This is a genomic window from Rubritalea profundi, assembly GCF_002954445.1.
Lineage (GTDB): Bacteria > Verrucomicrobiota > Verrucomicrobiia > Verrucomicrobiales > Akkermansiaceae > Rubritalea > Rubritalea profundi.
Genome location: NZ_MQWA01000001.1, coordinates 110,964 through 137,812 on the forward strand (window position 1 = coordinate 110,964; position 26,849 = coordinate 137,812).

At 48.5% G+C, this 26,849-nt stretch carries 25 protein-coding genes and 1 pseudogene; 19 read left to right on the plus strand and 7 right to left on the minus strand.

What is annotated here, in order from left to right:
• On the plus strand, positions 1–1,037 hold a 1,037-nt coding region (locus BSZ32_RS00470; RefSeq protein ID WP_165788551.1), incomplete at its 5' end, for a hypothetical protein.
• Positions 1,038–1,119: 82 nt separating this feature from the next.
• Here BSZ32_RS00470 and BSZ32_RS20265 read toward each other — a convergent pair.
• On the minus strand, positions 1,120–1,425 hold the full coding sequence (locus BSZ32_RS20265) for an SRPBCC domain-containing protein (protein WP_206018670.1): 306 nt from the start codon (positions 1,423–1,425) through the stop codon (positions 1,120–1,122).
• A gap of 270 nt (positions 1,426–1,695) precedes the next feature.
• Entirely contained in the window at positions 1,696–3,231 is a 1,536-nt protein-coding gene (gene gpmI, locus BSZ32_RS00480) for a 2,3-bisphosphoglycerate-independent phosphoglycerate mutase (protein WP_105041610.1), read from the minus strand.
• A 299-nt stretch (positions 3,232–3,530) separates the two neighbouring features.
• Here gpmI and nagZ point away from each other — a divergent pair, with 299 nt between their 5' ends.
• The 5 genes from nagZ to BSZ32_RS00505 all read left to right on the plus strand — a co-directional run bounded on the left by nagZ (position 3,531) and on the right by BSZ32_RS00505 (position 9,854).
• On the plus strand, positions 3,531–4,628 hold the full coding sequence (gene nagZ / locus BSZ32_RS00485) for a beta-N-acetylhexosaminidase (RefSeq protein ID WP_105041611.1): 1,098 nt from the start codon (positions 3,531–3,533) through the stop codon (positions 4,626–4,628).
• 44 nt (positions 4,629–4,672) lie between these two features.
• Positions 4,673–5,098 carry a transcriptional regulator MntR gene (gene mntR / locus BSZ32_RS00490; protein ID WP_240610524.1) on the plus strand — a complete coding sequence of 142 codons (426 nt, stop codon included), beginning with the start codon at positions 4,673–4,675 and terminating at the stop codon, positions 5,096–5,098.
• A 9-nt stretch (positions 5,099–5,107) separates the two neighbouring features.
• Complete coding sequence (locus BSZ32_RS00495) at positions 5,108–5,617, plus strand: TrmH family RNA methyltransferase (RefSeq protein ID WP_105041613.1); 510 nt, start codon at positions 5,108–5,110, stop codon at positions 5,615–5,617.
• Positions 5,618–5,835: 218 nt separating this feature from the next.
• The gene (gene secA / locus BSZ32_RS00500; RefSeq protein ID WP_105041614.1) at positions 5,836–8,985 is read left to right on the plus strand and encodes a preprotein translocase subunit SecA; all 3,150 of its coding nucleotides are present in this window, start codon (positions 5,836–5,838) and stop codon (positions 8,983–8,985) included.
• A 107-nt stretch (positions 8,986–9,092) separates the two neighbouring features.
• On the plus strand, positions 9,093–9,854 hold the full coding sequence (locus tag BSZ32_RS00505) for a succinate dehydrogenase/fumarate reductase iron-sulfur subunit (RefSeq protein WP_105041615.1): 762 nt from the start codon (positions 9,093–9,095) through the stop codon (positions 9,852–9,854).
• 62 nt (positions 9,855–9,916) lie between these two features.
• Here the strand turns inward: BSZ32_RS00505 and BSZ32_RS19525 are convergent.
• Positions 9,917–10,402: pseudogene (locus BSZ32_RS19525) on the minus strand (YiiD C-terminal domain-containing protein).
• A 104-nt stretch (positions 10,403–10,506) separates the two neighbouring features.
• On the opposite strand from BSZ32_RS19525, the gene BSZ32_RS00515 reads away from it, so the two are divergent.
• The 3 genes from BSZ32_RS00515 to BSZ32_RS00525 all read left to right on the plus strand — a co-directional run bounded on the left by BSZ32_RS00515 (position 10,507) and on the right by BSZ32_RS00525 (position 15,308).
• On the plus strand, positions 10,507–11,301 hold the full coding sequence (locus BSZ32_RS00515) for a hypothetical protein (RefSeq protein ID WP_105041616.1): 795 nt from the start codon (positions 10,507–10,509) through the stop codon (positions 11,299–11,301).
• A 259-nt stretch (positions 11,302–11,560) separates the two neighbouring features.
• A complete protein-coding gene (locus tag BSZ32_RS00520; protein ID WP_105041617.1) occupies positions 11,561–12,361 on the plus strand; it encodes a protein-disulfide reductase DsbD domain-containing protein in 801 nt (266 codons plus the stop codon).
• 73 nt (positions 12,362–12,434) lie between these two features.
• A complete protein-coding gene (locus tag BSZ32_RS00525) occupies positions 12,435–15,308 on the plus strand; it encodes a plastocyanin/azurin family copper-binding protein (protein WP_165788552.1) in 2,874 nt (957 codons plus the stop codon).
• A 357-nt stretch (positions 15,309–15,665) separates the two neighbouring features.
• Here BSZ32_RS00525 and BSZ32_RS00530 read toward each other — a convergent pair whose 3' ends face one another.
• Entirely contained in the window at positions 15,666–16,367 is a 702-nt protein-coding gene (locus BSZ32_RS00530; protein WP_105041619.1) for an alpha/beta hydrolase, read from the minus strand.
• Positions 16,368–16,541: 174 nt separating this feature from the next.
• On the opposite strand from BSZ32_RS00530, the gene BSZ32_RS00535 reads away from it, so the two are divergent.
• The gene (locus tag BSZ32_RS00535) at positions 16,542–16,928 is read left to right on the plus strand and encodes a heavy-metal-associated domain-containing protein (RefSeq protein WP_105041620.1); all 387 of its coding nucleotides are present in this window, start codon (positions 16,542–16,544) and stop codon (positions 16,926–16,928) included.
• A 73-nt stretch (positions 16,929–17,001) separates the two neighbouring features.
• Here the strand turns inward: BSZ32_RS00535 and BSZ32_RS00540 are convergent, their stop codons facing one another.
• Positions 17,002–17,352, minus strand: coding sequence for a RidA family protein (locus tag BSZ32_RS00540; protein ID WP_105041621.1), 351 nt, complete (start codon positions 17,350–17,352; stop codon positions 17,002–17,004).
• A gap of 97 nt (positions 17,353–17,449) precedes the next feature.
• Between BSZ32_RS00540 and BSZ32_RS00545 the strand changes: the two genes are divergently transcribed.
• From BSZ32_RS00545 to BSZ32_RS00555, 3 genes are read left to right on the plus strand one after another with little or no spacing between them, the layout of a single operon-like run.
• Positions 17,450–17,980 carry an NUDIX hydrolase gene (locus BSZ32_RS00545; protein WP_129589515.1) on the plus strand — a complete coding sequence of 177 codons (531 nt, stop codon included), beginning with the start codon at positions 17,450–17,452 and terminating at the stop codon, positions 17,978–17,980.
• Positions 17,981–17,992: 12 nt separating this feature from the next.
• The gene (locus BSZ32_RS00550; protein ID WP_105041623.1) at positions 17,993–18,793 is read left to right on the plus strand and encodes a tRNA threonylcarbamoyladenosine dehydratase; all 801 of its coding nucleotides are present in this window, start codon (positions 17,993–17,995) and stop codon (positions 18,791–18,793) included.
• A 19-nt stretch (positions 18,794–18,812) separates the two neighbouring features.
• On the plus strand, positions 18,813–19,343 hold the full coding sequence (locus BSZ32_RS00555) for a hypothetical protein (RefSeq protein ID WP_105041624.1): 531 nt from the start codon (positions 18,813–18,815) through the stop codon (positions 19,341–19,343).
• A gap of 61 nt (positions 19,344–19,404) precedes the next feature.
• On the opposite strand, the gene folD is transcribed toward BSZ32_RS00555, so the two are convergent.
• A complete protein-coding gene (folD, locus tag BSZ32_RS00560; protein ID WP_105044725.1) occupies positions 19,405–20,283 on the minus strand; it encodes a bifunctional methylenetetrahydrofolate dehydrogenase/methenyltetrahydrofolate cyclohydrolase FolD in 879 nt (292 codons plus the stop codon).
• A gap of 38 nt (positions 20,284–20,321) precedes the next feature.
• A complete protein-coding gene (locus tag BSZ32_RS00565) occupies positions 20,322–20,978 on the minus strand; it encodes a lysophospholipid acyltransferase family protein (RefSeq protein ID WP_105041625.1) in 657 nt (218 codons plus the stop codon).
• Positions 20,979–21,099: 121 nt separating this feature from the next.
• On the opposite strand from BSZ32_RS00565, the gene BSZ32_RS00570 reads away from it, so the two are divergent.
• The 6 genes from BSZ32_RS00570 to BSZ32_RS00590 all read left to right on the plus strand — a co-directional run bounded on the left by BSZ32_RS00570 (position 21,100) and on the right by BSZ32_RS00590 (position 26,842).
• Positions 21,100–21,576, plus strand: coding sequence for an iron-sulfur cluster assembly scaffold protein (locus tag BSZ32_RS00570; protein WP_105041626.1), 477 nt, complete (start codon positions 21,100–21,102; stop codon positions 21,574–21,576).
• A 53-nt stretch (positions 21,577–21,629) separates the two neighbouring features.
• Positions 21,630–22,190, plus strand: coding sequence for a DUF2062 domain-containing protein (locus BSZ32_RS00575; RefSeq protein WP_165788553.1), 561 nt, complete (start codon positions 21,630–21,632; stop codon positions 22,188–22,190).
• Between the two features lie 121 nt (positions 22,191–22,311).
• Positions 22,312–24,369: a DUF1549 domain-containing protein gene (locus BSZ32_RS00580; RefSeq protein WP_105041628.1), complete on the plus strand. Its 2,058-nt coding sequence runs from the start codon at positions 22,312–22,314 to the stop codon at positions 24,367–24,369.
• Between the two features lie 20 nt (positions 24,370–24,389).
• Complete coding sequence (locus BSZ32_RS00585; protein ID WP_105041629.1) at positions 24,390–25,691, plus strand: DUF1501 domain-containing protein; 1,302 nt, start codon at positions 24,390–24,392, stop codon at positions 25,689–25,691.
• 26 nt (positions 25,692–25,717) lie between these two features.
• A complete protein-coding gene (locus BSZ32_RS19940; protein WP_276308383.1) occupies positions 25,718–25,846 on the plus strand; it encodes a hypothetical protein in 129 nt (42 codons plus the stop codon).
• Positions 25,847–25,900: 54 nt separating this feature from the next.
• On the plus strand, positions 25,901–26,842 hold the full coding sequence (locus BSZ32_RS00590) for a dienelactone hydrolase family protein (protein ID WP_105041630.1): 942 nt from the start codon (positions 25,901–25,903) through the stop codon (positions 26,840–26,842).
• Positions 26,843–26,849: the final 7 nt, after the last annotated feature.

The following is a 26,849-nucleotide window of genomic DNA, read 5'->3' on the forward strand; positions in this document are numbered from 1 at the left end:
AAACAAAGGCTGACGGGCTGACGGAAGGTTTCACCAGCCGGGACATATTCAAAGCAATTGGGCTTGAGAACATCATGACCTACGCACAGTCCTCTACTCCACGAGGTACCGAGTGGATCAATAAAATCCGTCTCAACAATGGAGGAAAAAACGAAGGAGCACTCAAACTTCTATTAGACACCCAGCACAAAGGTCTTTCAGTGCCGACAATGGCACCAGCCGGCACAGACCTAGCACTTCAGCTCAGCATCAACCTCTCCAGCCTCGAACCTCTCATCGCGGGAGTCATGAAAGCAGCCGCTAGCGATGAAGACAAAGCTGAGTTCAAAGCTGAAATGGCTAAGCCAGTCCCAATGATGGAGATGACCAATTCTGAGCTACTTCAAAAACTCGACTTGCGTTTCAACCTTGTCATCGATCTTGACGCGACCGAGAAGCTCCCTACTCCTATCGGAGCATTTGATAAACCTCATCTCGTTGGGCGTATCGACGGAGCGGCATGGGCATGGGCAAAAGCTGGAGGGCAACTTCTAGGACTCACTGGTCTACCATTCGAAAAAACAGAAGCAAACGGAGTTACGACGTATAGCCTCCCGGCAGAAATGACTGAAAACTTCATGGGCTATTCCCCAGTGATCTCAGTAGACTCTAACAAAAATCACATATGGGTCGCATCTTCACCTGAATTCCTAACAAAGAGCAGCAGCGGAAAAAACACTCTAGCAGAAAGCGCAGCATTCAAGGCCACAATGGCTGGACTTCCAAAAGAGGGAGTCTCCATGACCTATATGTCGAAGGATTTCGCCACATTCCTCACACAGACACTTACCACATTCAAGAGCGGTGGAATGCTCGAAGAAGCGGGCGAGGAAGCTAAAACGCAAATTGATAATGCACTTGAGCAACTAGCAAAAGTTAAGAATGGTGCCGCTCAGGTTATCTCGACTGACGCAGTTGGTATCCTTCTCTCAGAGCGCAATGTGCAAAATATTGAACAGCAAATGGCTGAAGCTATGAAGCTCATAAATGAAAAGTAGTTCGTTAGAGTTGCTATCACTTATCTAAAAATCAAAAAACGCCTAGCAGTCTAAATTCTGCTAGGCGTTTTCATTTAAAGGTCTAGGTCAAGTCTGACGACTGCGGTTCAATGTACTGTTTTAACGATGAAAGTAAGTAGCTCCAAACTTGAGAATCCATAAGCTCGTAGAGTTCTGGCGACTTGATGTTAGTTTGATTCACCTTCAGTAGAGTTCCTCCAGTAATACTTTCCAAACGATATGTGATCGTTAGATAGTTCTCATCGACTCGTTCTGTCCCATGGTTATCACTCCAGTAGCGGTAGGAATAAACATGAGGTCGATATAGTTTCTCAATCACACCGAAATCAGTAAATTTATTGCCATATATTTCGCCGTGATAGAGCACCTCACTGCCGACTAGCCATTTACTTTTAACCGAAGCAACGGAAAGAACTGTGGGATCTCCTCGCTATCCGTCAGGGCTGTAAAAACGCGCTCAATGGATATATCCATTTGAATTTCTTTCTGTATGCTTAGTGTTTCCAACATCTTGGGATATCTCATATCAGGACAATGCCACTAACCAAATATAATACCACTAGCCCACCTCTGAAAATAAAAAGCCCCGGCTGAAATCCATCAACTGGGGCTAAAATATTTTACGCTACGGAAGCATCTACTTAACGAGCATGCTCTTACCCGTCATTTCCTCTGGCTGGGCTACTCCTAACATATCGAGAAGTGTGGGAGCCACATCTGCAAGGATGCCATCGTTGACCGTAACACCAGCATGGTCGTCGGCCACGTAGATAGCATGCACCAGGTTGGTAGTGTGCGCTGTGTGCGGCGAGCCATCAGTATTGATCAACTTCTCGCAGTTGCCATGGTCGGCAGTGATCAGAAGCTTACCGCCGAGACGTAGAGTTTCTTCTACTACTGCTTGGACTCCTGTGTCGATCGCGACGCAGGCTTTGTTACAAGCCTCCACAATTCCTGTGTGCCCCACCATGTCTGGGTTTGCAAAGTTGAGAATCACAAGGTCGTAATATTTAAGGCTAGCTACCAATTTCTCGGTCACTTCTGGCGCGCTCATTTCTGGCTGAAGGTCGTAGGTCGCCACTCCTGGAGATGCTACGATCTGACGATCTTCATCCATAAATGGAGACTCAGCACCACCATTGAAAAAGTATGTCACATGTGGGTATTTCTCAGTCTCGGCAATGCGAAGCTGGCTCAGTCCGGCATCAGCAACTACTTCACCTAACACATTCTTCATGCTGCTAGATGGATAGACAACTTCACAATCGAAAGTCTCATCGTATGCTGTAAGAGTCACGAAATAGGGGTTTGGCTGCACTTCTTTATCAAAAGCGACAAAGGCTTCACCATTGAGGAATGCATTACAAAGCTGGCGCGCACGATCAGCACGGAAGTTGAACCAGAAGACAACATCTTCGTCATTGATGCGTTGCTCATCAGCATCTGCTAGAATCATTGGTGTGATGAACTCGTCAGTCTCGCCCTTAGCATAGGCCGCAGCCACTGCCTCACTAGCAGATCCTTCAAACTTTTCACCTTTACCGAGCACGATAGCATCCCAGGCGAGCTTATTACGTTCCCATCGAGTGTCGCGGTCCATCGCATAGTAACGGCCAATGACTGTCACAATCTTAGCACCGGTGCCTTCGATATCAGCCTCTAACTTCTTAAGGTAACCGATTCCACCACTAGGCGAGGTATCACGTCCATCAGTGATCGCGTGGATTGAGATATTTTTAACCCCTGCATCAGCAGCTGCTTTTACAAATGCGGCAAGATGGTCTTGGTGGCTGTGTACTCCGCCATCAGAAACAAGTCCCATAAAGTGCATTGTACCACCCTTCGCTTTTTCAAAAGCTTTCTTCATCACTTCGATGTTAGGCATTTCACCATCGGCGATCGATTTGTTGATCCGTGTGAGGCTTTGGTAAACAACACGACCAGCACCTAGGTTGAGGTGCCCCACTTCGGAGTTACCCATTTGACCATCAGGAAGACCTACGTCCATACCTGAGGCACTTACAAATCCCTTAGGATATGCCTCGAACATCTTATCATGAAATGGAGTATCCGCGAGGAGTGTGGAATTGCCATCCTTCACTGCTGTTTCTTGTCCACCAGGGTTTACACCCCAGCCGTCACGAATAATGAGTACTACTGGTTTCTTAGCCATATACCCGGCTTATAAGGGCAACTCATCTGACTGGCAACTGGGAAGTGGGTCGCTGCGCTCCAATGAAGAATGAACAATTAATAATTAATAATTCCAGGTACGGTGGCACGGGTCAGGACACCCTTTACAATTTGTGCTCAACACATGATTTACAATATTGCGAGGTTCTTTACTGCGATGATACGTTGGAGGAAAGTTGGATGATCTGAGGGAGGCTCAGAAAATCTAACTTCTTAAATTTAAAGTCTTAAATTCAATAGCGACTTGCTACTTAGCACTCCCCCCTCCAACCTCCCGCCATGCACGGCCAACTGTTACTCTTAGGGATCAAGGGATACGAACTCTCGACTAACGAGATCCATTACCTAAGTAAAATCCAGCCTGGTGGGTTTATCCTCTTTGGCCGCAATGTGCAGTCCCCTACTCAGGTGCGTGCACTCACTGATTCACTGCGTGAGATCTGCGACATTGAACCCATCATTGCCATCGACCAAGAAGGAGGTAGAGTCACTCGCACCAAAGAAATAGGCAACACGCCTCCCTCAGCCGAACAACTCCGAATCTGTGGCAAGCCCGACCTCATCGCATGGCATGGCATCCAAACTGGCCTTCTACTTAACCAGTTGGGCATCAACATGAACTTAGCTCCAGTGTTAGACATTTGCTATGACCCCGAAGCCGACAACGCCCTGCGAAGCCGTTGCTATGGTAGAGACGCGCAAGAAGTCATCAACAACGCGGGAGTCTATAACCGAAATCTCATCCGCACCAAAGTGCACGGATGCGGCAAACACTTTCCGTCATGTGGACTCGCCGATGTGGACCCTCACCACATGCTTCCCGTGTCTCATAAATCAAAAGAGGATATGATGCAGAGTGACCTACTGCCCTACACGGCGCTCGGTGACGAACTCAGTGCTGTGCTGACTGGTCACACCCATTTTTCCCAGCTCGATCCAAATTCACCTGGCTTACCAGCTTCACTTTCTAGAAATATCGTCACCAGATTACTTCGTGACCAACTTGGTTATGATGGTGTGGTAATGACTGACGACCTCGACATGGGAGCTATCATCAACACCTACGGTCGTGGCCCCGATGTAAAAATGGCAATCGAGGCCGGCAACGACATGGCTATGATCTGCCATCAGACTGACACAGCCGAGCAAGCATTAGCCTCTCTACAGGAACTCTCTGGTTATACGCTCGAAGACTCGCTCAAGAGAATCCACAAACTGAAAAGAAAGTTAGCCAAACCGATTGATTTCAGCCAAGAACGTTGGGACAAGCTCAACGACGAAATCATGGAACTTCGTATCAAAACCCTCGGTGAAGAAGCGGCAAAATTCCAAAGTGATTCAGTCGCCAACTCCCGCAGCCCAGTCGAAGACTACTAATTTTTTCAATCTTAGATCTCAAATCTCAAATCATCAATCACTCAGTGTCTTCATCTAACCGCACATCTGGCTCCGTAGCCATGGACGACTACCTCGAACAAATTCTCAATCTGATCGAAGAAAAAGGCTACGCCCGCCCAGTCGACATCTCAAAAAAACTCGGAATTTCCCAAGCGAGTGTCACTAACATGATCCGCAGGCTCGACACCGAAGGGTTGGTGAAACACGAGAAATACCGTGGCACTATCCTCACTGAAAAAGGCCGTACGATAGCCAATGCCATCATCACTCGCCACGACACGCTCACCGAGTTCCTCCGCCTCTTTGAGATCGATGAAGACACTATCTATGCCGACGTTGAAGGCATGGAACATCACATTTCCAAAGCCACACTCGGCGTGATCACCACTCTGGTAGAAGAACTCAAGTCAAATTCTGAAGTTCTCACCCGCTTGAAAAGCAAACTATAGCCCGCGCTCATGAGTGATTCCAAAAAATTCGAACACATCCGCCACAAGCCACCGGCGGAACTCACCACCCCGAGGCCGCTCATCATCGCCCTCTCTCCTTTGAGAACCCACGCGAACCTCTCGACCATTGTCCGCACCGCCGGATGTCTAGGCCTCACGGAGGTCATCGCCACGGGAAATGCCAAGATCAACCCGAAGATCGCGCGCGATGGAGCCGACAACGTGAACCTCACCTCAAGGCGCACACTACTTCCTGCACTAAAGAAGCTCAAAGCGGATGGCTACCAACTAGTCGGCCTTGAGCAGACCACCAACTCCGTCCCACTCGGAGACTTCCAATTTCCACACAAGACCGTCCTAGTCGTCGGTTCCGAGCGCGAAGGTCTCAATCAAGACACACTTGATGTACTCGATCACGTGGTAGAAATCCCAGTCTGGGGGCTGCCTTATAGCTACAATGTGGCCACCGCCACCAGCATCTGCCTCCACACCTATTGCGAGCAATACCCAACAGGTTGATGAAGGTTTGCGACAAAGCAGATCTAACTCTCCAACTTCAAATTTGTTTTCTTTAAATTTGAATTCCATCACGAAATTCGAGCCCAAATTCACCCCTCATTTAAGAAATACGTAGTAATCCTTGGAGAATACTACATCTACACAGAAAGTCCCTTGCCTATCGGGGCTAAGAGGTGTATGGAGAATCCGCCCAACCCTAATAATGCGGGCAGATAGCTATGCTTAAATGGATTCTCCAAAAAATCGTCGGTAACAAAAATCAGCGCGAGATAAAGCGCATGAACCCAGTCGTTGCCAAAATCAACGAAATCGAGGAGGCGCTTCAGAATGAATCTGAAGCTGCTGTTCTAGCCAAAGTCACTGCGTGGCAACACCACCTTCACCGCTATTTGCCACTTGGAGCTCCGACCAAACGCACCATCGAAGCAATGGACAGCGGAACGCTTTCCCAGTTTGCTGAAACCCTAGAAACCCGCTTCAGTGACCTGCGTAGCGAGTACCCATCACTACCAAAAGTAGAAGCGTCCCCAGAATCTATCGAAGCGGCTAAAGCTGCTTTTATTGAGATCGAGGACGAATTTCCAGCGAAGCGCGATCTCTACCTCAAGCAAATCCTTCCTGAAGCTTATGCCGTGGTAAAAAATGGAGCGCGCCGCATTTGTGGCCGCAGCATCCCACTCGGTGGAAGTGAAATCAAATGGAACATGGTGCACTTCGACGTGCAGCTCGTCGGTGGTATAGCTCTCCACAATGGCATGATTGCCGAGATGCAAACCGGTGAAGGTAAAACTCTCGTTGGTACTCTTCCAGTTTTCCTCAATGCCCTCACCGGCCTTGGTGTGCACGTCGTCACAGTCAACGACTACCTCGCTCAGCGTGACTCCGAATGGATGGGTGCACTTTACAGCTACCTCGGACTCAGCATCGGTTGTATCCAGAACCAACAGCCACCACAACTGCGTGCGGCCCAATACCAATGTGACATCACCTACGGAACAAACTCCGAGTTCGGATTCGATTACCTCCGCGACAACGGCATGTCTTCCTCAAAAGAAGAGCAGGTCCAACACGGCCACTTCTTCGCGATCATTGACGAAGTTGACTCAATCTTGATTGATGAAGCGCGTACGCCACTCATCATTTCTGGCCCATCTACTGTTTCAAACACTGAGCAGTACGGCTTATTCAAGGGGAATATTCAAGCTCTAGTTAAGCAGCAAAACCTCCTCTGTAACGAACTCGCCGAAGAAGTTAAAAAATCTCTCGCAGCGGATGACGAAGAAACTGCCGGCCGCGCACTCTTTAAAATCAAACTTGGCCAGCCACGCAGCAAACAACTTGCTCGCTACATGCAGGATCCAGACGCTCGCCGTCTGATCGAGAAGACAGAGCTCTCAATGTACCAAGACGCGCAGAAGAAAGATCTCTACGCAATCAAAGAAGAGCTCTTCTACACCATCGATGAGAAAGGCCACGATGCTGATCTCATGGATAAAGGACGTATCTTCCTCGACCCTAACGACTCGGACTCTTTCGTTCTCCCAGACCTCGCTGAAGAATACGCTGACATTGACGCTCAAGACGAACTCACAGCCGAAGAAAAGGCGGAGCACAAAGACGTTCTTCAGACTCGCCTCGACAGCCAAGGCCAGAAGATGCACTCCATCTCGCAGCTCCTCAAAGCATTTTGTATCTACGAGAAAGACGTCGAATATGTGATCGAAGAGAACAAGATCGTGATCGTCGACGAGCAGACTGGCCGTAAGATGGCTGGACGCCGTTGGTCCGATGGTCTCCACCAAGCGATCGAAGCAAAAGAAGGTGTGACGGTGGAACGTGAGACGCAGACTTACGCGACTATCACTATCCAGAATTACTTCCGCCTCTACGAGAAGCTCGCTGGCATGACTGGTACAGCTGAAACTGAAGCTGCAGAATTCCACGATATTTACCGTCTCGACGTTCTCCCTATCCCAACCAACCGTCCTAACACACGTATTGACGACAACGACCAGGTCTTCAAGACCCGCCGTGAGAAGTACAATGCGGTGGTCAAAAGGATTGCTGATTCCCAAGAACGCGGTCAGCCAGTCCTCGTTGGTACAGCATCTGTCGACGCCTCAGAAACTCTTTCACGCCTCCTCAAACGCGCTAAGATCCCACATAAAGTTCTCAACGCTAAATTCCACGAACAAGAAGCCGAAATCATTGCCAACGCTGGCCAAAAAGGAGCAGTCACAGTCTCCACTAACATGGCTGGCCGAGGCACTGATATCAAACTCGCTGATGGTGTGGAAGCTCTCGGCGGCCTCTTTGTCATCGGTTGTGAGCGCTACCCATCACGCCGAGTAGACCGCCAGCTACGTGGCCGATGCGCCCGTCAGGGTGACTCAGGTCTCAGCCAGTTCTACATCTCCTTTGAAGACGACCTTATGCGTAACTTTGCCGCAGCCGACCGCATGACTACCATGATGGAACGATTCGGTATGGAAGAAGGTGAAGCACTAGAGCACAAGTGGCTCAACCGCTCCATCGAGACTGCTCAAAAGCGTGTCGAACAACGCGACTACCAATGGCGTAAGCGCGTCCTCGATTTCGACGATGTGATGAACATGCAGCGCGAAGTAGTCTACGGCTACCGCAACGAAGTCCTCTCCTCCGAAGACCCACGCGAGCTTCTCAACGAAGTGATCGACGACATGATTCCTGCTACCGTCCACGAATACATGGACCAGCGCGACGCAGGAGCTCCTGACTACGCTGAGCTCCTCGGCTGGATCAATACCACCTTCCCACTCTCTCTCAGTATGGAAGAAAGTGGCATTCAAAACCGCTCGGCTGATGACAATGCCGAATGGCTCATCGCTGAAGTCAAGAAGTCCTACGAACTTAAAGTAGCAGACCAACCTGCAGAGTACCTCGATCATCTCGAGCGTCAGATCATCCTCACTGCGATCGACCGACTTTGGCAGGAGCACCTCTATAACATGGACGCGCTCCGTGAGGGTGTGCACCTCCGCGCTCAAGGCCAGAAAGACCCGCTCGTGGAATACAAAAACGAGGCATACGCTTTGTTTGAGACACTGATGGATTCGATCAAAGGTGATGCACTCAGCAACCTGTTCCGCTCTACTGCGAGCCTCGACCAGTTCGAGCAGCTCCTGCAAAGCATGCCACAGGAACTCGATGGACCAGAACAGCCACAGATCACTAACACCAACATGGCCCAGGCGATCACCTCTCAAGAAGTAGCACTAAAGCCACTCAAAAGCGGTAAGCCAGTCAAAATCGAGTTTCCAAAGCGCAAGCCAATCCAACTTAAGAACACCAAGAACACCAAGAACACCAAGAACGCCAAGAAGAGCTAAGATTAGTTCTCCTCATCACTAGCCTGAATGAGATAAATGAAGTTCTTTACATCTCTCTCTTTTCTGGCTTTTCAAATTCACCAAAATCACCTTTAATTCACACAGTCATGGCCAACCTCAACCTTACTCTCAAAGTCTGGCGTCAAAAAAACGCTAACGACCGCGGTACAATCGAAACTCACGAAGCGACCGACATTCCGCAGGAAGCATCCTTCCTCGAAATGCTCGATATCGTAAACGAGCGTGTCATCGCTGAAGGCGGACTGCCAATCGTCTTCGACCATGATTGCCGTGAAGGTATCTGTGGAATGTGCTCACTCACCATCAATGGTGTACCACACTCCAAGGAACACGGCATTACAACTTGCCAGCTTCACATGCGTAAGTTCAAGGACGGCGAGACCATCTGGGTCGAGCCATTCCGCGCAAAAGCATTCCCAGTCGTCAAAGACCTCATCACAGACCGCAGTGCGTTTGACCGCATCATGTCTGCAGGTGGTTTCATCGACGTTCGCACAGGATCAGCACCTGACGCAAACTCCATACCTGTCGAAAAGAAGCTTGCTGACGAAGTATTCGACGCAGCTGCTTGTATCGGTTGTGGTGCATGTGTTGCAGCCTGTAAGAACGCTTCAGCTATGCTCTTCGTTTCAGCCAAAGCAGCACACCTCAATAAGCTTCCACAAGGCCAGCCAGAAAAGACCAAGCGTACTCTCGCAATGGTTCGCCAGATGGACGAAGAAGGCTTCGGCAACTGTACTAACCAGTACGAGTGTGAAGCAGTTTGCCCTAAGGAAATCAGCGTCGATAATATCGCTAAACTCAACCGCGACTACCTCCTCGCCTCAGCAAAAGACGGCCTAATATAAGCCTCCGCTGCTAGAAATTTCAAAGCGCCCAGCTGACCACGTGTCATCTGGGCGTTTTTTATTTAATCTGCAATCACTACGTATTCACCCATGTGGCTGCCACATTCATTTCCATCGGAGTCACGAATGAGCGACCTTAGCTCAAGCCTAGCTCTCCCCCTTCGCTTGAGTATTTTTAAAAATATTGCGTACTTATCACTCGTTGGAAGTTCGACACTAACGACAAAATCCGAGACGACTGGAGCCGTGAACTGGAAATTTGAACTCTAGATCACGAGCTTATTTCTCACCCCCAACTCACGCATCTTGATAAACAGCAGAGCCCAACCCGAAAGAATCCCTATCGCCGAGATACTCCCGCCAAAGGCTGAGTTGCGATGGTTTATATTTGCCTTAAGCGGAGCACTCACCTCGAGTGAAGAACCATCATAGTTCGCCAATTGAACTCCGAAGTGACAGGTGATGGGAATGTGCTCATGCACGTACTCGAGAACTTCGTTCAAATCAATTTCCATAGACATGTATAAACTAGGATTCTCAAAATGCATCCCATAAGTCGCTGATACTTGTTAGTTAATTTGAAGGTTGATCTCAGTTAAATCGTTGAATATCTTACAATTTCGTACTCCTACGACACACGCCTAATCCCATTATGCAACGCCGTATTTCCAGCATTATCATCCTCGTTCTGTGCACACTCACCAGTGTCGCATCGGCTCAACGACTCTCATCACCTACCGCTCCTCAAGACCCGTTCAAGAAGCAAGCCTACCCGTGGAAACAAAACATCACCGCCACCGTATTCTGGATCGGAGAGAAACCTACTCCTAGAAACCCCACCCCAAACCACGCCAGTTCTTGGGACACTAAATGGCAGGTGAACTTTGGAGGTTATGATAATCCCAACCCAGCCGCGCGCACCTACGGCTTTCGCCCTAAAGCTTTTCGCCCGAAGCAAAATCCTTTCTACGTCGCCCTTCCCTACAATGACAAGATCAACTGGAGACGCCACAAGCCTGAAGCCTCAAAGGTGATTCCTTGGTTCCGTAAATACCAACCTAAGCCAGGAAAAACTGTCTGCAAAGGCCGCTGGCTCCAGATCGTGCACGGTCGGAAAGTTTGCTATGCCCAGTGGGAAGATTGTGGCCCATTCTGCACCGATGATTACAAATACGTCTTTGGCTCTTCACGGCCAAAGAATTCTAAAAATAATGCTGCGGGCATCGACCTTTCACCTGCAGTCCGAGACTACCTAGGCTTCAAGTCCGGAGCTAAAGTCCACTGGCGCTTCATTGATTTTGAAAATGTCCCCAAAGGAGCCTGGTCAAAATACGGCACTAACAATCCTTTCGTAAATCCAGCAATGGATGCAGACCTCATCGCAAAACGACGCTATATGGAGTACCTCCGACAGCAACGAGATCGATCACGCGGTAAAAATTCTTAAGCCCTCCATAAATTCTACCGAATGAACACAACATTAGCGACTAGGTGCATGAAACCTACGGTAGAACCTATTCGGTGCACTAAAATCTATGGTTTCCCAGTTCTTAAAAATCGGGCAACCGAACCTAATACTACTGGGTGTGAAGCGATAAAGGACGCTATTCGTCCGACCGAAGAAAGTCAGGTAAATGTACCTTTCCTGGTCATGATAAAGTGATGCTTGGTTTCTTTGAGATTAACAGTAATAGTCCTAATTCTTCATGCAACAATCTACGCTTCGCCTCTTTGTTATTTGCCTAATGCTTGCCTCAACTATTGGGGCAAAGGAAACGAAGGGTTTAAATCTAACTCTCATTTCAGAGAATAAATCGATTCAAGCAGGACAGCCCTTTACTATAGGACTGCACATACAGCATCACAAAGGCTATCATACCTATTGGCAGAACCCAGGAGTCGTAGGTGTTCCAACCAACCTCAGCTGGACCTTACCTGATGGCTTCACGGCCTCCGCAATTCGATGGCCCTATCCAGAACAGAGCGTGATGGCGGATTACCCGTGCCATGGCTACGAACGTGATGTCACACTTCTAGTCACTATCACACCCCCTAAAACATTTACCAAAAAGCAATTCACCTTAACAGCGAAAGTTAGTTGGATGTGCTGTGCTATGAATTGCCAACTAGGCTTTAAAACTCTAGCTATCACCCTACCTGTCGGAGCCAAGAGTGAGGTGAATTCAATTTATCAGCTCAAATTCTCCAAAGCCCGCAAAGAACTGCCACGCTCATCAGCAGGTATCAAGTGCAAGCTTCTTAGCTCAGCTCAGCAAGATGTCATCAACCTATCCTTCACACTTCCTGTACAGCAAAAACCGATTTATTTGTTCTCCTCAGATGGTCAACTTTCCTCAGATCAAAAACAAACTTTTAAACTTCAGCAAGACGGCAGCTATCTACTCAGTATCAAACGTTCCAACTCCCCTCTAAAAGGCACCACTTCGCTCCCCGGCGTTCTAAAAACCAATCTTGGCTGTGTACTTGTTGAGCCGAAATATAAGTAATTTGACTCAGAAATCGTTGGAAAAATTAATAATTAACTTTTAAGAGTCTGTAATAAAAAATATGTCTTATTCAATGATCATAAAATTCGCTATTCTATCAACACTCGGATTAACTCTCTCATCCACGGCAAAGGATCTCAACATAGCTAGAGTGGAGAAGCATCCATATGTGGATGTTAGCAAGGGCCGAGACGGCTATCGCTTTGCTGGTAAGCTAGCGAATGAAGTACGGCTTTATGACTTCTATCAACGTCAGGCTGATTACTATATGGACTCGAAAAACCGACTTCCAAAGGTGATTCCAAGCTACCCAGGACTTGATGGCGGCGAATATGGTCACTGGGGTAAGCATAACCAAAACAACTATCGTGATAATCGGTGGAATGAAATGGGCCAGAGTGGCTTCATGGGCCAGCAGATGGAAAGCATAGCGCCTGATACTATTTCTGTGTTGTTGGGGAATAACTGTTATGCTGCCTTCTCAGCAAAAGCTAACTTAAGTTTTTTTAGGTTTTGGCAAGGTGAGTTTGTCAAATTTGGCGATTTCCGCTGGGGAACGTCAAGCGGTGCTTCTCCAAAGGGAAAGATGGTATTTTCACAAAGTAAAGGACGTGTCGGTAGTGCCCGCAATGCAACTAAGGCGGACGCCAAAACAGTTGGTTGGCAGGTCGATAAGTCTGAGCAGAAATATATAGGAATGCACGACGCTGATGGAGGAGCCATTTTCTCTTATAAAATCAAAGGAGCTTCGGTTTTAGACTCGGTGCAGGCTTTAAAAGGTTGTCATTTTGTCAGAACCTTGGAATTTGCTGATGGCACACCTGGTTTGATTAAGCTGGCTTTGTTCGAGGCTAGCGACAAAGGGCTGACATTATCAAAGAACGGGCTTGCTGGCACTTCTCCAGACGGTAAACGACCATGGGCCGTGCAAGTGGAGGGTGGGGCAAAGTTAGTCGTGGAAAATCAGATGCTTATTTTACACCTTTCCAAACAAGTTCGGGCCTCACAGGTAAAGCTCTACATGGGCACTACTGAAGCTGACGTCGCCAATCTAGCTCGATCCAGCAAACAAACAAGCTTGGCCAAGCGCAGCGAAACTCGCAAGACTCGTTGGGATAAGACAGTCACTGTAAAAGGGACATTGGCTAAGAACGATAAAGCCTACGTGGTCGACGATATTCCACTACCTATGAACACGGCCAACAAGTCGTTGATGTTTATGACTGACATAGCATTCGATACTCTAGGCACAGCCTATATTAGCACACTAATGGGTGAAGTTTGGCAAGTCTCAGGGTTAGATGCTTCTCTCAATAACGTGGTCTGGAAGAAAATTGCCACGGGGCTGAATCAACCTTTCGGTCTTAAGATTTGGGATGGGAAAATTCATGTGCTAGAGCGTGAACAGATCACCTATTTAGAGGATCGAAATAACGATGGTGAAATTGACTTTTACGGTAATTTCAGTAACGATTTTAAGGGTTTAGATGGCAGTCACACTCATAGTTTTGGTATGGGGAGGGATAAAGAAGGACGCACTCATTTGGTATCGGGTTGGACTTCATACCGTATTTCTAAAGATGGCAACAAGGCCGAGCCAATGGTAACAGGTTTACGTAACTGTATGGGCTTTGGTCAAATGTCGGACGGCACCATCTTAGTTGGTCCGCAAGAGGGAACTAGTACACCGACTTCGACGCTGATTGAAATCCGAAAGGGCGACAATTATGGCTTTAAGAATAAGGAAGAACTATCCACGCCACTTGGCTATATCCCCAGAGGAGTGGATAACTCAACCGGTGGTTTTCTAGAAGTTGATAGTAAGCGTTGGGGGCCATTGGGAAAAAAGTCCTTGATCGGCATCTGCTATGGATATGGCTCGTGGTATCACATCATGTTCGACAAGAACGCAGCGATAACAAAACACCGTCAAATTGCCTCAGTGCCGATGGCTGGCGAGTTTTCTAGTGGGGTGACGCGTGGTGCTGTAAACCCCAAAGACGGTCAAGTCTACCTTGTCGGCCTAGACGGATGGGGTGACTATGCAATTGAAAATGGTTGTCTACACCGTGTGCGTTACACTGGCAAACCGCTGCATAAACCGGTTGAATATGAAGTCTTCGACAATGGCATCAGGATAGCTTTTTCTGAGGCTTTAGACAAACAATCGGTGATTAAATCAAAGAACTACTTTGCCCAAATGTGGAACTATAACAACTCACGTCAGTATGGTTCACCTGAGTTTTCGATCAAGCACCCTGACTCACTCGGACACGATCACTTACCGGTGACTAGCACACATTTATTGGACAACGGAAAATCAATATTTGTAGAGATTCCCTCGCTGCAACCCGCCATGCAAATGCACTTAAGAATGCATCTTAAGAGCAAGGCTGGGGTAACATTCAAGACAGACCTGTTCCCTACTATTGTGAAGCAAGGTGACTTCTACAATTTCGAAGGAGCGCAAGCAAAGAACACAACGAAGCCCAACACCTTCGTACTTCGCAGTGATAGAGACGAATTGAAGAACTCTAAGTTAGTGACGCAATCTGGCAAAGTGGATGAACACGCCAAACGTATTAAAATCCAAACAATTCTAGGCCTCAAGTATGATGTGTTAAAGTTCAAGGTGAAGGCTGGTGAATCAGTTGCATTAGAACTCCATAACGCAGATGCAATGCCCCACAATCTGGTGTTAACTATGCCCGGTAAGAAGGAGAAGGTCGGCGAAGCTGCATTCAAGATGCTCAACGATCCCAACGCTATCAAGAAGAGCTACGTTCCTGACGGTGGTCTAGACGTAATAGCCCACACCACAGTGGTTGACCCTAAAGGCACCCACACCACTTATTTCACGGCTCCCAAAGAAAAGGGCGAGTACCCCTACATCTGCACCTTCCCTGGTCATTGGCAAGTAATGCAAGGCGTCATGATTGTCGAATAGCTCCATCGAAAGACTAAAGCAATTCAACAAGAGAGTGTTAACGGCTGAATAATCATCGGGTGTTTCTGAGGGTTTCTTTCACGTTTTCGTCTTAATGCCGTTAGATTTTTCCATGGTGAATTTCACTCATTTTTAGCGGATTCATGGTGAGCTTGGCTGCGGTGACTGTCTATGAGGACTCTAATTCTCGCCAGTAAGTTCTTGTTATTCTAGGTGATTTCCTAACGAAATAAGGTAATAGACCAATTCAACTAAGGAGTCACTAAGACTTAATGTATGACTCAATGTTGTGTAACACGCTAATTATTAGACACTATAATAATTAAGTTCGGTAGTTTATTTCTTAATTACTCCTAACTATAGTTTCCCAGTTCTTAAAAATCGGTTAGCCGATTCTAACACCTCAGGATTAGAGGTGATGAAGGTGTGATCCGCGTGCATGATCTTGAAGTCGTTCAGCCCTTCGATCTTACCAGACTGCACCCTGACTATTCCGTCGTTATCACCTTCAATCGCATGGTGCAACAAGGGAATCTTCACCCGATCGCCCATAATAACTGCCGACTCAACATCTTGGCAAAAGGTCGAGCACTCGCCGGCCATCTGGGCTGTTGAAAGAAAATCTCCAGCTGGGCCCAGCACCTTACGTAGAGGAGAATTACCTAACCAATCTATAATCATGCTTCCCTGTAGGGGTGGAGCAATCATCAAAACTTTGGAGCACTTTTCATGTGAGCATGTATCTAGGTACCTTCGCACAATGACTCCTCCTAACGAATGGGTCAGTAAATGAATTTTACGGTAGTTCGGAGCTTCTTTTTGGATCAAGAGGTCTAAGCGCTCGACCATTTGTTCCAGAGTGTTTCGAAAAGATGGGTAAGGTAGGTTGATACAACTGAATCCTGAACTAACACATTGTTTAGCCAACGGCTCCATCGCCCATTTACTGCGCCATAGTCCGTGTAGGCAGACCACTAACTCGTCACCATTTCCCCGCTTCACTCCTTTGTGCCATGGCATTGGCATCCGTAGTACCCCCAATTGATTCAATCTACTCATCACGGGTTAGAATACTCGATTCTTCCTTTAGGGGAAATCGATTCTTATGATTGTATCATCGATAATATTTAAAATTTTGCAATTCATCGGAATAAAGGTACAAACCAGACGCTCTTAGTAATATGCCTACGATGTTTGGCATAATTTACGAATAAACATAAAACTACCAAAATCATGAAAATTATAACAACCCTCCTCGCAGCTTCCGCAATGGTGAGCTTTGCTGGTGCACAAACTGCAGCTAAAACAGAAAAAACTGAGTGCGCAAAAAAGTGCCAAACTGAATGCCCATCCACGGCTAAGACAAAGTGCGCTGCTGACTGCAAGAAAGCATGTTGTACTGCTGAAGTTACTCACGTCAATGTCACAGGCATGACTTGCGGTGGTTGCTCCAAGAAACTCACCACAGCTCTTGCTGCAGTCAAGGGTGTTCAAGTGAAGAAAATTTGTCACAAGTCCGGCTGTGTTGACGTCGTTCTTACCGACGGAGCTACAGCTGCGCAGGTTAAAGAAGTCATCACTAAGACTGGCTTCAAGATCGCTCCAGAAAAGAAGAGCTAGTCTCTTCCATTGATTTTACAAAAAAGCGCATTGGGCTAGCCCAATGCGCTTTTTTATCTCTCACAAGAGTTCTTTATTTTTCCGCAGCGACTACCGAGATTTCAACCAAAAGCTCAGGGCGCGCCATCCGTGCTTCCACGCACGCTCTCGCCGGAGCATGGCCTTCAGGCACCCACGCGTCCCACACTGCATTCATTCCAGCAAAGTCCTCCATATCGCGAACGTAGATCGTCGCAGACAGCATGTGTTCACGATCGGAGCCAGCCTGGAGTAATAACCCATCCACCTTGTCTAACATCGTCTGAGTCTGCTCCTCAATACCCTGAGTAGCATCCGCACAAACCTGCCCGCAAAGGTAGATCGTTCCATTGAGCTTCACAACTCGGCTCATCCGCGGCTTGGTTTCCTGTCGTTCAATTTGCATACGCCCCTTTTAGTGCTTTAGCTCTGGGAATACGAGTAACTTCCCACTATTTTAAAAAAGGATTTACCTTCTCATCAATCAAAGATTGGATGACGGCATGAGCGAAATCGAAGTACTTCACGAGGGCAAATACCTCGGACTCTACCAACGCGGGAACTGGGAGTTCGCCCTGCGCCCAAATGCATCCGTCTGTGCCACGATCCTGCCGATCACTGATGCTGGTGAAATCGTGCTGGTGGAACAATTCCGAGTACCTATGCAAGCCCGCGTGATGGAAGTGCCCGCTGGGTTGGTCGGTGACGAACCAGAATTTGAGGCTGAGTCCATTGCTGACTGCGCTGGCCGCGAACTTTTAGAAGAAACCGGCTATAAGGCAGAGTCGATCATCGAGCTGATAGCCGCTCCTACCTCAGCGGGGATGACGCCAGAAATCACCCACATGTTTGCCGCTACAGGACTAAGCAAAGTCCACGATGGAGGAGGAGTCGACGGTGAAGACATCACTGTTCACGTTGTCCCGCTGACCGAGCTTGACAGCTTCCTCGCGGCCAAGCAGACCGAGGGCTTACTCATCGATTTCAAAATCCACGCCAGCCTGTATAAGGCCAAAGAATTCGGGTTAATTTAAACACCTCCATAGATGAATCTTTCAGAAAATACCCTCTCACGCTTCGGCGGCATTGCTCGCCTCTACGGAGTGGATGCACTAGAGAAGTTTACCCAGTCACACGTGGCGATCGTCGGTATCGGTGGCGTCGGCTCTTGGACAGTCGAGGCTCTCGCCCGCTCAGGCGTTGGCAAGATCACCATGGTCGACCTCGACGAAATTTGCGTGACCAACATCAATCGCCAGCTCCACGCGATGGATGGCAACATTGGTCAACAAAAGACCGATGCGATGGAAGCACGCATCAAAGCCATCAACCCAGATTGTGTCGTCACTAACATTCAGGGGTTCTACTCCGAGCGCTCGGCTGATGGCTTTTTCGAAAACAACTTTGATGTCGTGATCGACGCGATTGACCGGGTGAAAGAAAAAACCCACCTCATCGTCGAATGCAAAAAGCGCAAAACCCCTGTTATCTGTTGTGGCGGAGCCGGTGGACTTCGAGACCCATCGAAGATCCAAATCGCAGACCTCAGCAGAGTGACCAACGATGCCCTCTTAGCGCAAGTGCGCACCAAGCTCCGCAGCCAATATGGATTCCCAAAAGGTGACACCAAGAAGCCCAAGAAATTTAAAGTCGAAGCGATATTCTCGACCGAGCAAGCAATGTTCCCACAATGTGATGGCAGCGTGTCGACCGAACGCCCTAAAGACGCGGATGGCCGCGACATGCGACTCAACTGCGCCAGCGGCTATGGCTCAATCACCCACATGACAGCCACTGTCGGACTCTTCGCCTCCGAACGCGCCTTAGCGAAACTCACACAACTTTAGACAACACCTCAGACCCACCATGAACGCCTTCGACACCTTTTCCCTCACTCCTGCATTAGTTTTAGATCTAGATAACCTACGTGATATCTATCAGAATCTAGCAGCTGAGAACCACCCAGATAAGGGTGGCGACAAACAACTGTTCGAGAAAATCAATCTCGACTACGCCATCCTTCGTTCTCCAGCAAAGCGGATCAAAGCCATCATGGATCACCAAGGCATAGAATACGATGCCCGAGGTGCTGTCAGCAATGACTTGATGGATCTCTTTATGCTGGTCGGAGCACTCATCCAAGAAGCTGATTCCTTTATCCGCAAAAAATCTGCTGCAACCAGCGTCCTCGCCAAAGCATTGTTAGAGGCCGAATCGATGGAGTTGCAGAACAAGCTCAGTGAGCGCATCGCCACAATCGAGTCAAACCAATCAAAAATAACCGAGAGATTCGCCTCACCGATAAACGACTCAGAGCTGCCCCAAATCGCCCGAAATCTATCTTTCCTAGAAAAATGGCAAGCTCAGCTGCAACAACGCTACGGCTCTTTATTTTAAAAAAATGACCTATAAGACACTGTGATCCTATAGGTCGGTTTGAAAAATTGGAGAGCGTTCCTCACACTAATCCGTTAGCGAACTTAGCAGCTTGGATGGTATTTTGCATCAGCATGGCGATGGTCATTGGTCCCACACCGCCGGGAACAGAGGTGATAGCTTTGCACTTTGGTGCTACTTCATCGAAGGCGACATCGCCAACGAGTTTGTAGCCGCTCTTTTTAGACGCATCTTTGACACGATTGATACCGACATCGATGACTGTTGCTCCGTCTTTGACCATGTCAGCTGTGACAAACTCAGGCTTGCCGATGGCGGCAATCACGATGTCTGCACGTCGGCAAACGGCTGCGAGATCTTTAGTACGTGAGTGAGCAATGGTGACTGTCGCATTGCCGGCTTTACCCATGAGTAAAAGAGCCATTGGCTTGCCAACAATCATTGAACGGCCGATGACTACAGCTTCAGCTCCAGAGGTTTCGATTCCAGCTTCTTTGAGCAGGCGCATGCAACCAGCGGGTGTGCAGGGCACGTAGCCAGTTGGGTCTTCGAGCACTAGCTTTGCCACATTCTCAGGATGGAATCCATCGACGTCTTTCGCGGGATTGATCGCACGGACGATCGCTTCTTCATCGATATGAGCAGGCGGTGGTGACTGCACTAGAATCCCGTGGATCGCAGGGTCGTTGTTGAGTTCTTCAACCACAGCCATGACTTCCTCTTGGGTGGATTCAGTTGGCATCACGATCTTGTGGGAGAAAATCCCGAGCTCTTCGCACTTTCGTGCCTTTGATCCGACGTACACCATAGAGGCTGGATCTTCACCAATGAGGACAACTGACAGTCCTGGTGTGATCCCTTTTCCTTTCAACTCTGCGATTTGCTCTTTGCATTCGGAGAGGACTTTTTCAGCTACAAGTTTACCGTCGATTTTTTGCATACACATTTCTTAAAGAGCCCGTGCCTTATAGACAATAGCTAAATGTCATCAAGGCCCTCTTGCATGACTGATTCTAAATCTGCTCGCGCTTGTTCGAACTGCTCGGTGTCCAGCCCAAGATCGATCTTTATCGGTTCCCCTAGGATCACCGAGACTCTGGAGAATGGTACAGGAACACGAAAAGCATCCCATGTGTCGAGCTTCCAGCATCGGTCAAATTCCACACGAATCGGAACAATTGGGGCGCCCGTAGATTCGGCCATTTTTATAACTCCCGGCTGCACAATATAGCGAGGTCCACGTGGTCCATCAGGTGTGATACAGACATCGCGCCCCGCTTTGATAGCCTTCCGCAGTGCTATGAGAGCTGCCACGGCACGACGCGAACTCGATCCACGCACAGCCCCAATACCAAAGACTGCTACGGCACTTTCTAAAATCGCTCCATCCTTACTCGCACTAGTCAGTACAACTACCTTGCGATGCGAGAAACACGTGAGGCTCAAGTAGGGCAGTACGAAGACGGTATTATGCCAGAATGCCCAAAGTATCGGATTATCACTACCTCTAAGAAGTCCAGATTTATCCTCGACCTCAATGCGAAGGGAGGCACCCACTAGCCGTAGCACCCAGCCGACAATAGTGCCGATAATTCGTTGCTTCTTGTCGCCTCTAATCTCTTGGTGATTCCCCATATCTTGGCGTCACCATCCACCACATCCCAAGAATTGACAAGTCCCTGCTAGGAAAAATAAATGTTGTCAGCAGAACGATGTTCTTCTTGCATGCCGAGTCTTCCCGCACAATGTTTCTAGCATGAGCGACTTTGAGGAAAAGGTGCGAGAAACCCTCGCCAATCCACAGAACCAAGGAGAGATGCAAGATGCTGATTCAGTCGGCACCGTAGGATCTCCCGACTGTGGTGACATGCTGCGCATGTGGCTCAAATTCACTGAGAAGGACGGCAAGAAAGTCATCGACCGCGCTTCCTTCCAGTCCTTTGGTTGCCAGACAGCCATCGCCGTCGCCTCAATGGCGACTGAGATGCTCAAAGGTAAGACGGCTGAAGAGGCTGCCGAGCTCAATGCCCAAGAGCTGAGTGGTGACCTCGGAGCACTCCCTCCTATGAAAATCCATTGTGGTCAACTGGTAGAAGGAGCTCTCAAAAACGCTCTCGACCAAGACGCTGAAAGCAGTCAGCCAGCGAGCAATCAAGGCACCAGCCAAACGCTCGCCAGCAGTATGCATCAGAAGCCTAAAGGCACACTCAGAATTGTTCCCCTCGAGGACTAAACTTCACACTTTCTCTAGCCACCCTCGTATCGATGAAGCGCAAGTATCTCAGAATGGTTCGACGAACCTATCGCTACTTGCGCCACCCTCGGATTCGAAAGATCAAATGGCTGAGCCCCTTCACCAAGGCGATTTTCAATAAGCGTTACTGGAAACCCTGCAGAGCAACAGTCGCCAACGGTCTCTCGATTGGCCTATTTTGCGCCATGCTACCAATCCCGATGCAGATGCTTGTCGCTGCACTAGGCTGCCTTCGTGGACGTGGTAATGTTCCCGTTGCACTTGCTGCTTGTTGGGTTACTAACCCAGTAACTCAGATCCCCATCTGGGTTCTTCAAGAAAAATTTGGATGGTGGCTACATGAGTCCGTAGGTGTTCCGAACATCCCCTTTCTATCTAAGCTCGAGTTCAGTAAAGATATCCCGACATTCGAAATCTTTGGAAATACGATCATAGATGCTTCTACTGTATCTGGTAACGCTGGGAACTTCATTCTAGGTTTTCTTGCCGCTGGCATCACGCTCAGCCTACTTGCTTACCCTCTCGTTTGGGGCATCAGCATGTTCTTGCCCAACCGCGGCAAAGCTCTAGATGTCTGGGATTCCTCAATTTGAGGATATTTTCAGAACGCAACTCGAGTTCTGAAATAAAATATATTTTTTTTTGCAACTATTGTAACGTTGCTAAGTTTTACCCTTACACTGATAGTAACTGATCATTGCCACCCAAAGCCGTATGACTTCCTTTCCCAATCTCCACCTTCTAGTTCTGAGTACAGGTATACTCCTCAGTAGCCTGTCTATTTCTCATGCTGAGAAGCTACCTCTGCAAATGATTACCAACTCAGCCGCTGAGATAGACTACATCATTGAAAATGCAAATAAGGCTAAAGGAATTCAGCCCAACCCGATCGTTGACGACGCCACATTTCTGCGCCGCTCCTACATTAGTATCATCGGCCGCATTCCCACCTACCAGGAAACGAAATCCTTTCTAGACCTAGACGCCAAATCCCCCAATAAACGGTCCGACTTGCTCGACTCTCTAGTCTATTCCAAGGGCTACAACTCCCAAATTTTCAACTTCTACGCCAACTTGCTCCGCCTCCAGACCAGTCGTGATCAACACGGCCTAGGCTGGCATATGTGGTTAAAAAAAGCAGTAAATGACAACATGCCATACAACAAAATGGTGTTCGAGATGCTTTCCGCTACTGGACACTGCTCTGAGACACCTGCCGTCGGCTACGCTCTACGCGACCGAGGAATGTTGCTCGATAACATCTCAAATACGGCCAAAATATTTCTCGGCACCCAGATCGGCTGCGCACAGTGCCATGATCACCCCTTTGAAGACTGGACTCAAAAACAATACTACGAACTTGCCGCCTTCGGTTCACAGATCGACTACCAGAGCCTAGGAGCTCAGAAAAAAATACAAGAAACCGTTGCCTTCAAAATCAATCAAAACAACAAGGAAAAAACTGCAAAACGCACTAGAAAAGATGCTCAAAATCTCAAAGGCCTAAGAAGATCTGAATCAAGAGACCTCAGATCTTTATTTAAGGACTTCAACAAAAATGCCACCTATGTAAAGGCTGGCAAAGAGCTCAAACTCCCAAGCAACTACGAGTATAATGATGGTAAGCCGGGTGACACCGTCACTCCCCATGTTCTCTTTGGAAACCTCTCCACCAAATCGGATAAAAAAGACATCCCACCGCATGAACAACTCGCGACATGGGTCACCTCTAACTCTAACCCAATGTTCACCAAAGTCTTTGCTAACAGACTCTGGAAGCACGCCCTCGGCTACGGTCTTGTAGAACCCGTAGATAACTGGACGGAACGCAGTAACATGTCTCACCCAGAGGTATTAGACACTTTGGTACAAATCCTTCACGCATCAGACTACGACACCCGTGAACTTCTTAGGGTCATCTACCATACGAAAACATTCCAACGCGCCGCTTGTGATTTTGAAATCACTGATGGCCGCGTGCACGACTTCAGAGGCCCTATGCTAAGACGTATGAGTGCTGAACAGATTTACGACTCACTGCTCACCCTAGAAAAAGGTAATATCGACGCTCTTGAAAATATAGCGCAACAAATCAAGTGGGAACAATACACCTCAGGAATTGACTCTATCTTTTCGGCAACTCCACAACAAATCATCAAAATCGATGACCAACTCGATATCGAAGAAGACGCCACTAGGAAATACCAACAAGTCGTTAGGGAGCTCAGAATCAAAAAGGCGCAAGCCGCCAATGATGACAAAAAAAGTGAAATCGCCAAAATTGATCGCAAACTCGCCAAGCTCTACGCAAAAATTAAAGAAGTCCGCGCAAAAGTAAAATCAGATCAAAAAATGAGCATGGACACAAGCATGGTTCCTATGAGTAATCTCAGAGTTAGGGATAGAAAACTACTCCGTGCGTCGGAAATGTCCTCCCCTTTCAAGCCGGGTAGCTTCGCCCGTGACTTCGGTGCATCGGACAGAATCACCACAGACTCCCAGCACACCCATGCATCCATCCCCCAAGCTCTAACCATGCTCAATGGCAAACAGATAAAAACTATCACCGACGAGAATGGAAAAATGGCGCAACAAATGAAATCCGCCCACAGAGGGGAACAACGCCTCGATGTGCTTTTCCTTTCAATCTACAATAAATACCCGTCAAAACAGGAACGTACCGACCTCAAATATGTAGCGCGCAGCCGTCAAGACATCAAGATTCTCGCCAAAGCCATGCTCAACTCAAAGCGCTTCCTCTTCATCCAATAATATAAAAACTCACATCCACTATGTCTGAACTCGACCGCCGCGCATTTCTCGCCCGTACAGCACAATCCTGTTTTGGAGTCACACTGGGCGGCTCCATGGCCAGCCTCTTTAACTCACCGCTCAATGCCGCCAATGCTGCGATCAAAGCTGCTGGTGGAGGTAAAGCCAAACACGTCATCTACCTCTTCATGTCCGGAGGAATGACCCACATCGACACCTTTGACCCCAAAGCCGAAGCCGGCTCATCCATCATGGGTGACACCCGCGCCATTGGAACTAATGTCGACGGTATTCAACTCGGCCATTGGCTGCCCCAGCTAGCGAAACAAGCTGACAAGCTCGCCATCATTCGCTCAATGAGCTCCACCCAGGGCGCACACGGACCTGGCCGCTACTTCATGCGTACGGGTTACGCGCAGCGCTCCTCCATCGTCCACCCCTCCACTGGCGGTTGGATTAACAAACTCAGCACCCCTCTCAACAAAACCCTGCCTTCGAGCGTCACCATCAGCTGTAGCAATGATCACCCAGGGGCTGGATTCCTAGAACCGAGCCTCCAGCCACTTCCCGTTGGAAACCCTACGGAAGGACTCAAAAATTCTGTAAAGAATAGAAAAGTCACGGAATCCGATTTCAAAAAACAGCTCGAGCTTCGTAAGCTCTTAGATACCGAATTTGACGCTAAATACCATGCCGGCCACAAAACTGTGAGAGCCTACAGCGAAGTTTACGACTCTGCTGTCAAACTCATGAAAAGTGAAGACCTCGCAGCCTTTGACCTCTCAGACGAATCCCCCGTGGCCCACAAGCTCTATGGCGGTACTCAATTCGCTAAAGGATGCATGCTTGCTAGACGCCTGGTCGAGAAAGGTGTGCGCTCAGTTGAAGTTGAACTCGGTGGATTCGATTGGCACAACGATAACTTCCAACAAGCAGCAGATAAGCTACCAATCCTAGATCAAGCGGTCTCAGCTTTACTCATGGATCTCAAAGCCAAAGGCCTACTAGACTCCACACTCGTCGTGCTAGCTACCGAATTCGGCCGCACCCCAAAAGTCACGGACGATGGCGGACGCAATCACTTCCCCAAAGCATTTTCCACCATCCTCGCTGGCGGAGGAATCAAAGGCGGCATGGTCTACGGCGAAACCGATGCCACTGGCTCCAATGTGGTTAAGGATGCTGTGAGCGCCTCGGACTTCAATGCGACAATCGGACACGCTATGGGACTGAAATATGACGAAACAATCTACTCGGCAAGCAAGCGCCCATTCAAAATGGCAGGCAGAAAAGGCTCCGCAATAACTAAGATCTTTGCATAGTCCGCAGTTGCATGCATATTCTTGGCATGCAAAAAAGCATCACGCATCTAACACTCATCGCCTTAACCATTCCTAGCTTTGCCGCTGGGCTGAGTAAAACCGAAGCCGACGCCTATAGCTCGGAATCACTCGCTCAACGAAAGAAAGAACTCTAAGAAGAGCGTCAGCAGGATTTCGATTCTAAGACCATCAAACACGGTGGGTTAAAAATGCCTTATGCCTTCCTCAAATATGGTGAAGCACCCGCGACTGGTCACTCGCTCTACATTTCCATGCATGGTGGTGGCAATGCTCCAGCAGCAGTCAACGACAGGCAATGGAAGAACCAAATTCGGCTGTATAAACCAAAGGAGGGCTACTACCTAGCTCCCCGCGCAGCAACAAACAGCTGGAACCTCTGGCACGAAGGCCATATCGACCCGATGTTTGACACCCTCATTGAGAACTTCGTAGCCCTCAAAGGCGTCGATCCTAACAAAGTCTACATCACAGGGTACTCGGCCGGCGGCGACGGCACCTACCAGCTAGCACCGCGCATGGCTGATAGATGGGCCGCAGCCGCCATGATGGCGGGTCACCCGAATGAAGCTCGCCCAGACAACCTCTACAACCTCCCCTTCTTTATCCAATGTGGAGGAAAGGACGCGGCCTACGATCGCAATAAAATTGCAGCCCAATGGGGAGCGAAACTCGACGGCTTAGCCAAGCTGAATCCTGGTGCCTATAAGCATAAAACCATCATTTACCCCAACTATGGCCACTGGATGAATGGCAAAGATGCTGTAGCTATCCCATGGATGGCCAGCCACACGCGTGATCCCTGGCCAAAACACATCCTATGGCATCAAGACGACATCACAGGAAAGCGCTTCTACTGGCTCTACAATGAAGCCCCGAAAAAGGATCAAATCATCTCGGCAACTATCGATGGCCAAAAGATTCTTTTAGACTCTGACAACGTCCCTACCATCACTCTACGTTTAAGCGACAAACTGCTAAACCTCGAAAAAGAAATCACCGTAACCAACAAGCAAGGTAAAGAGCTATTCAAAGGTCTCGTGCCACGCAGCAAAAAAGCTATCGACCACTCCATCCAACAACGCTTCGATCCTAATAGTGTTGCCACAGCTTTACTTAAAGTGACTCTTTAGCTACTTC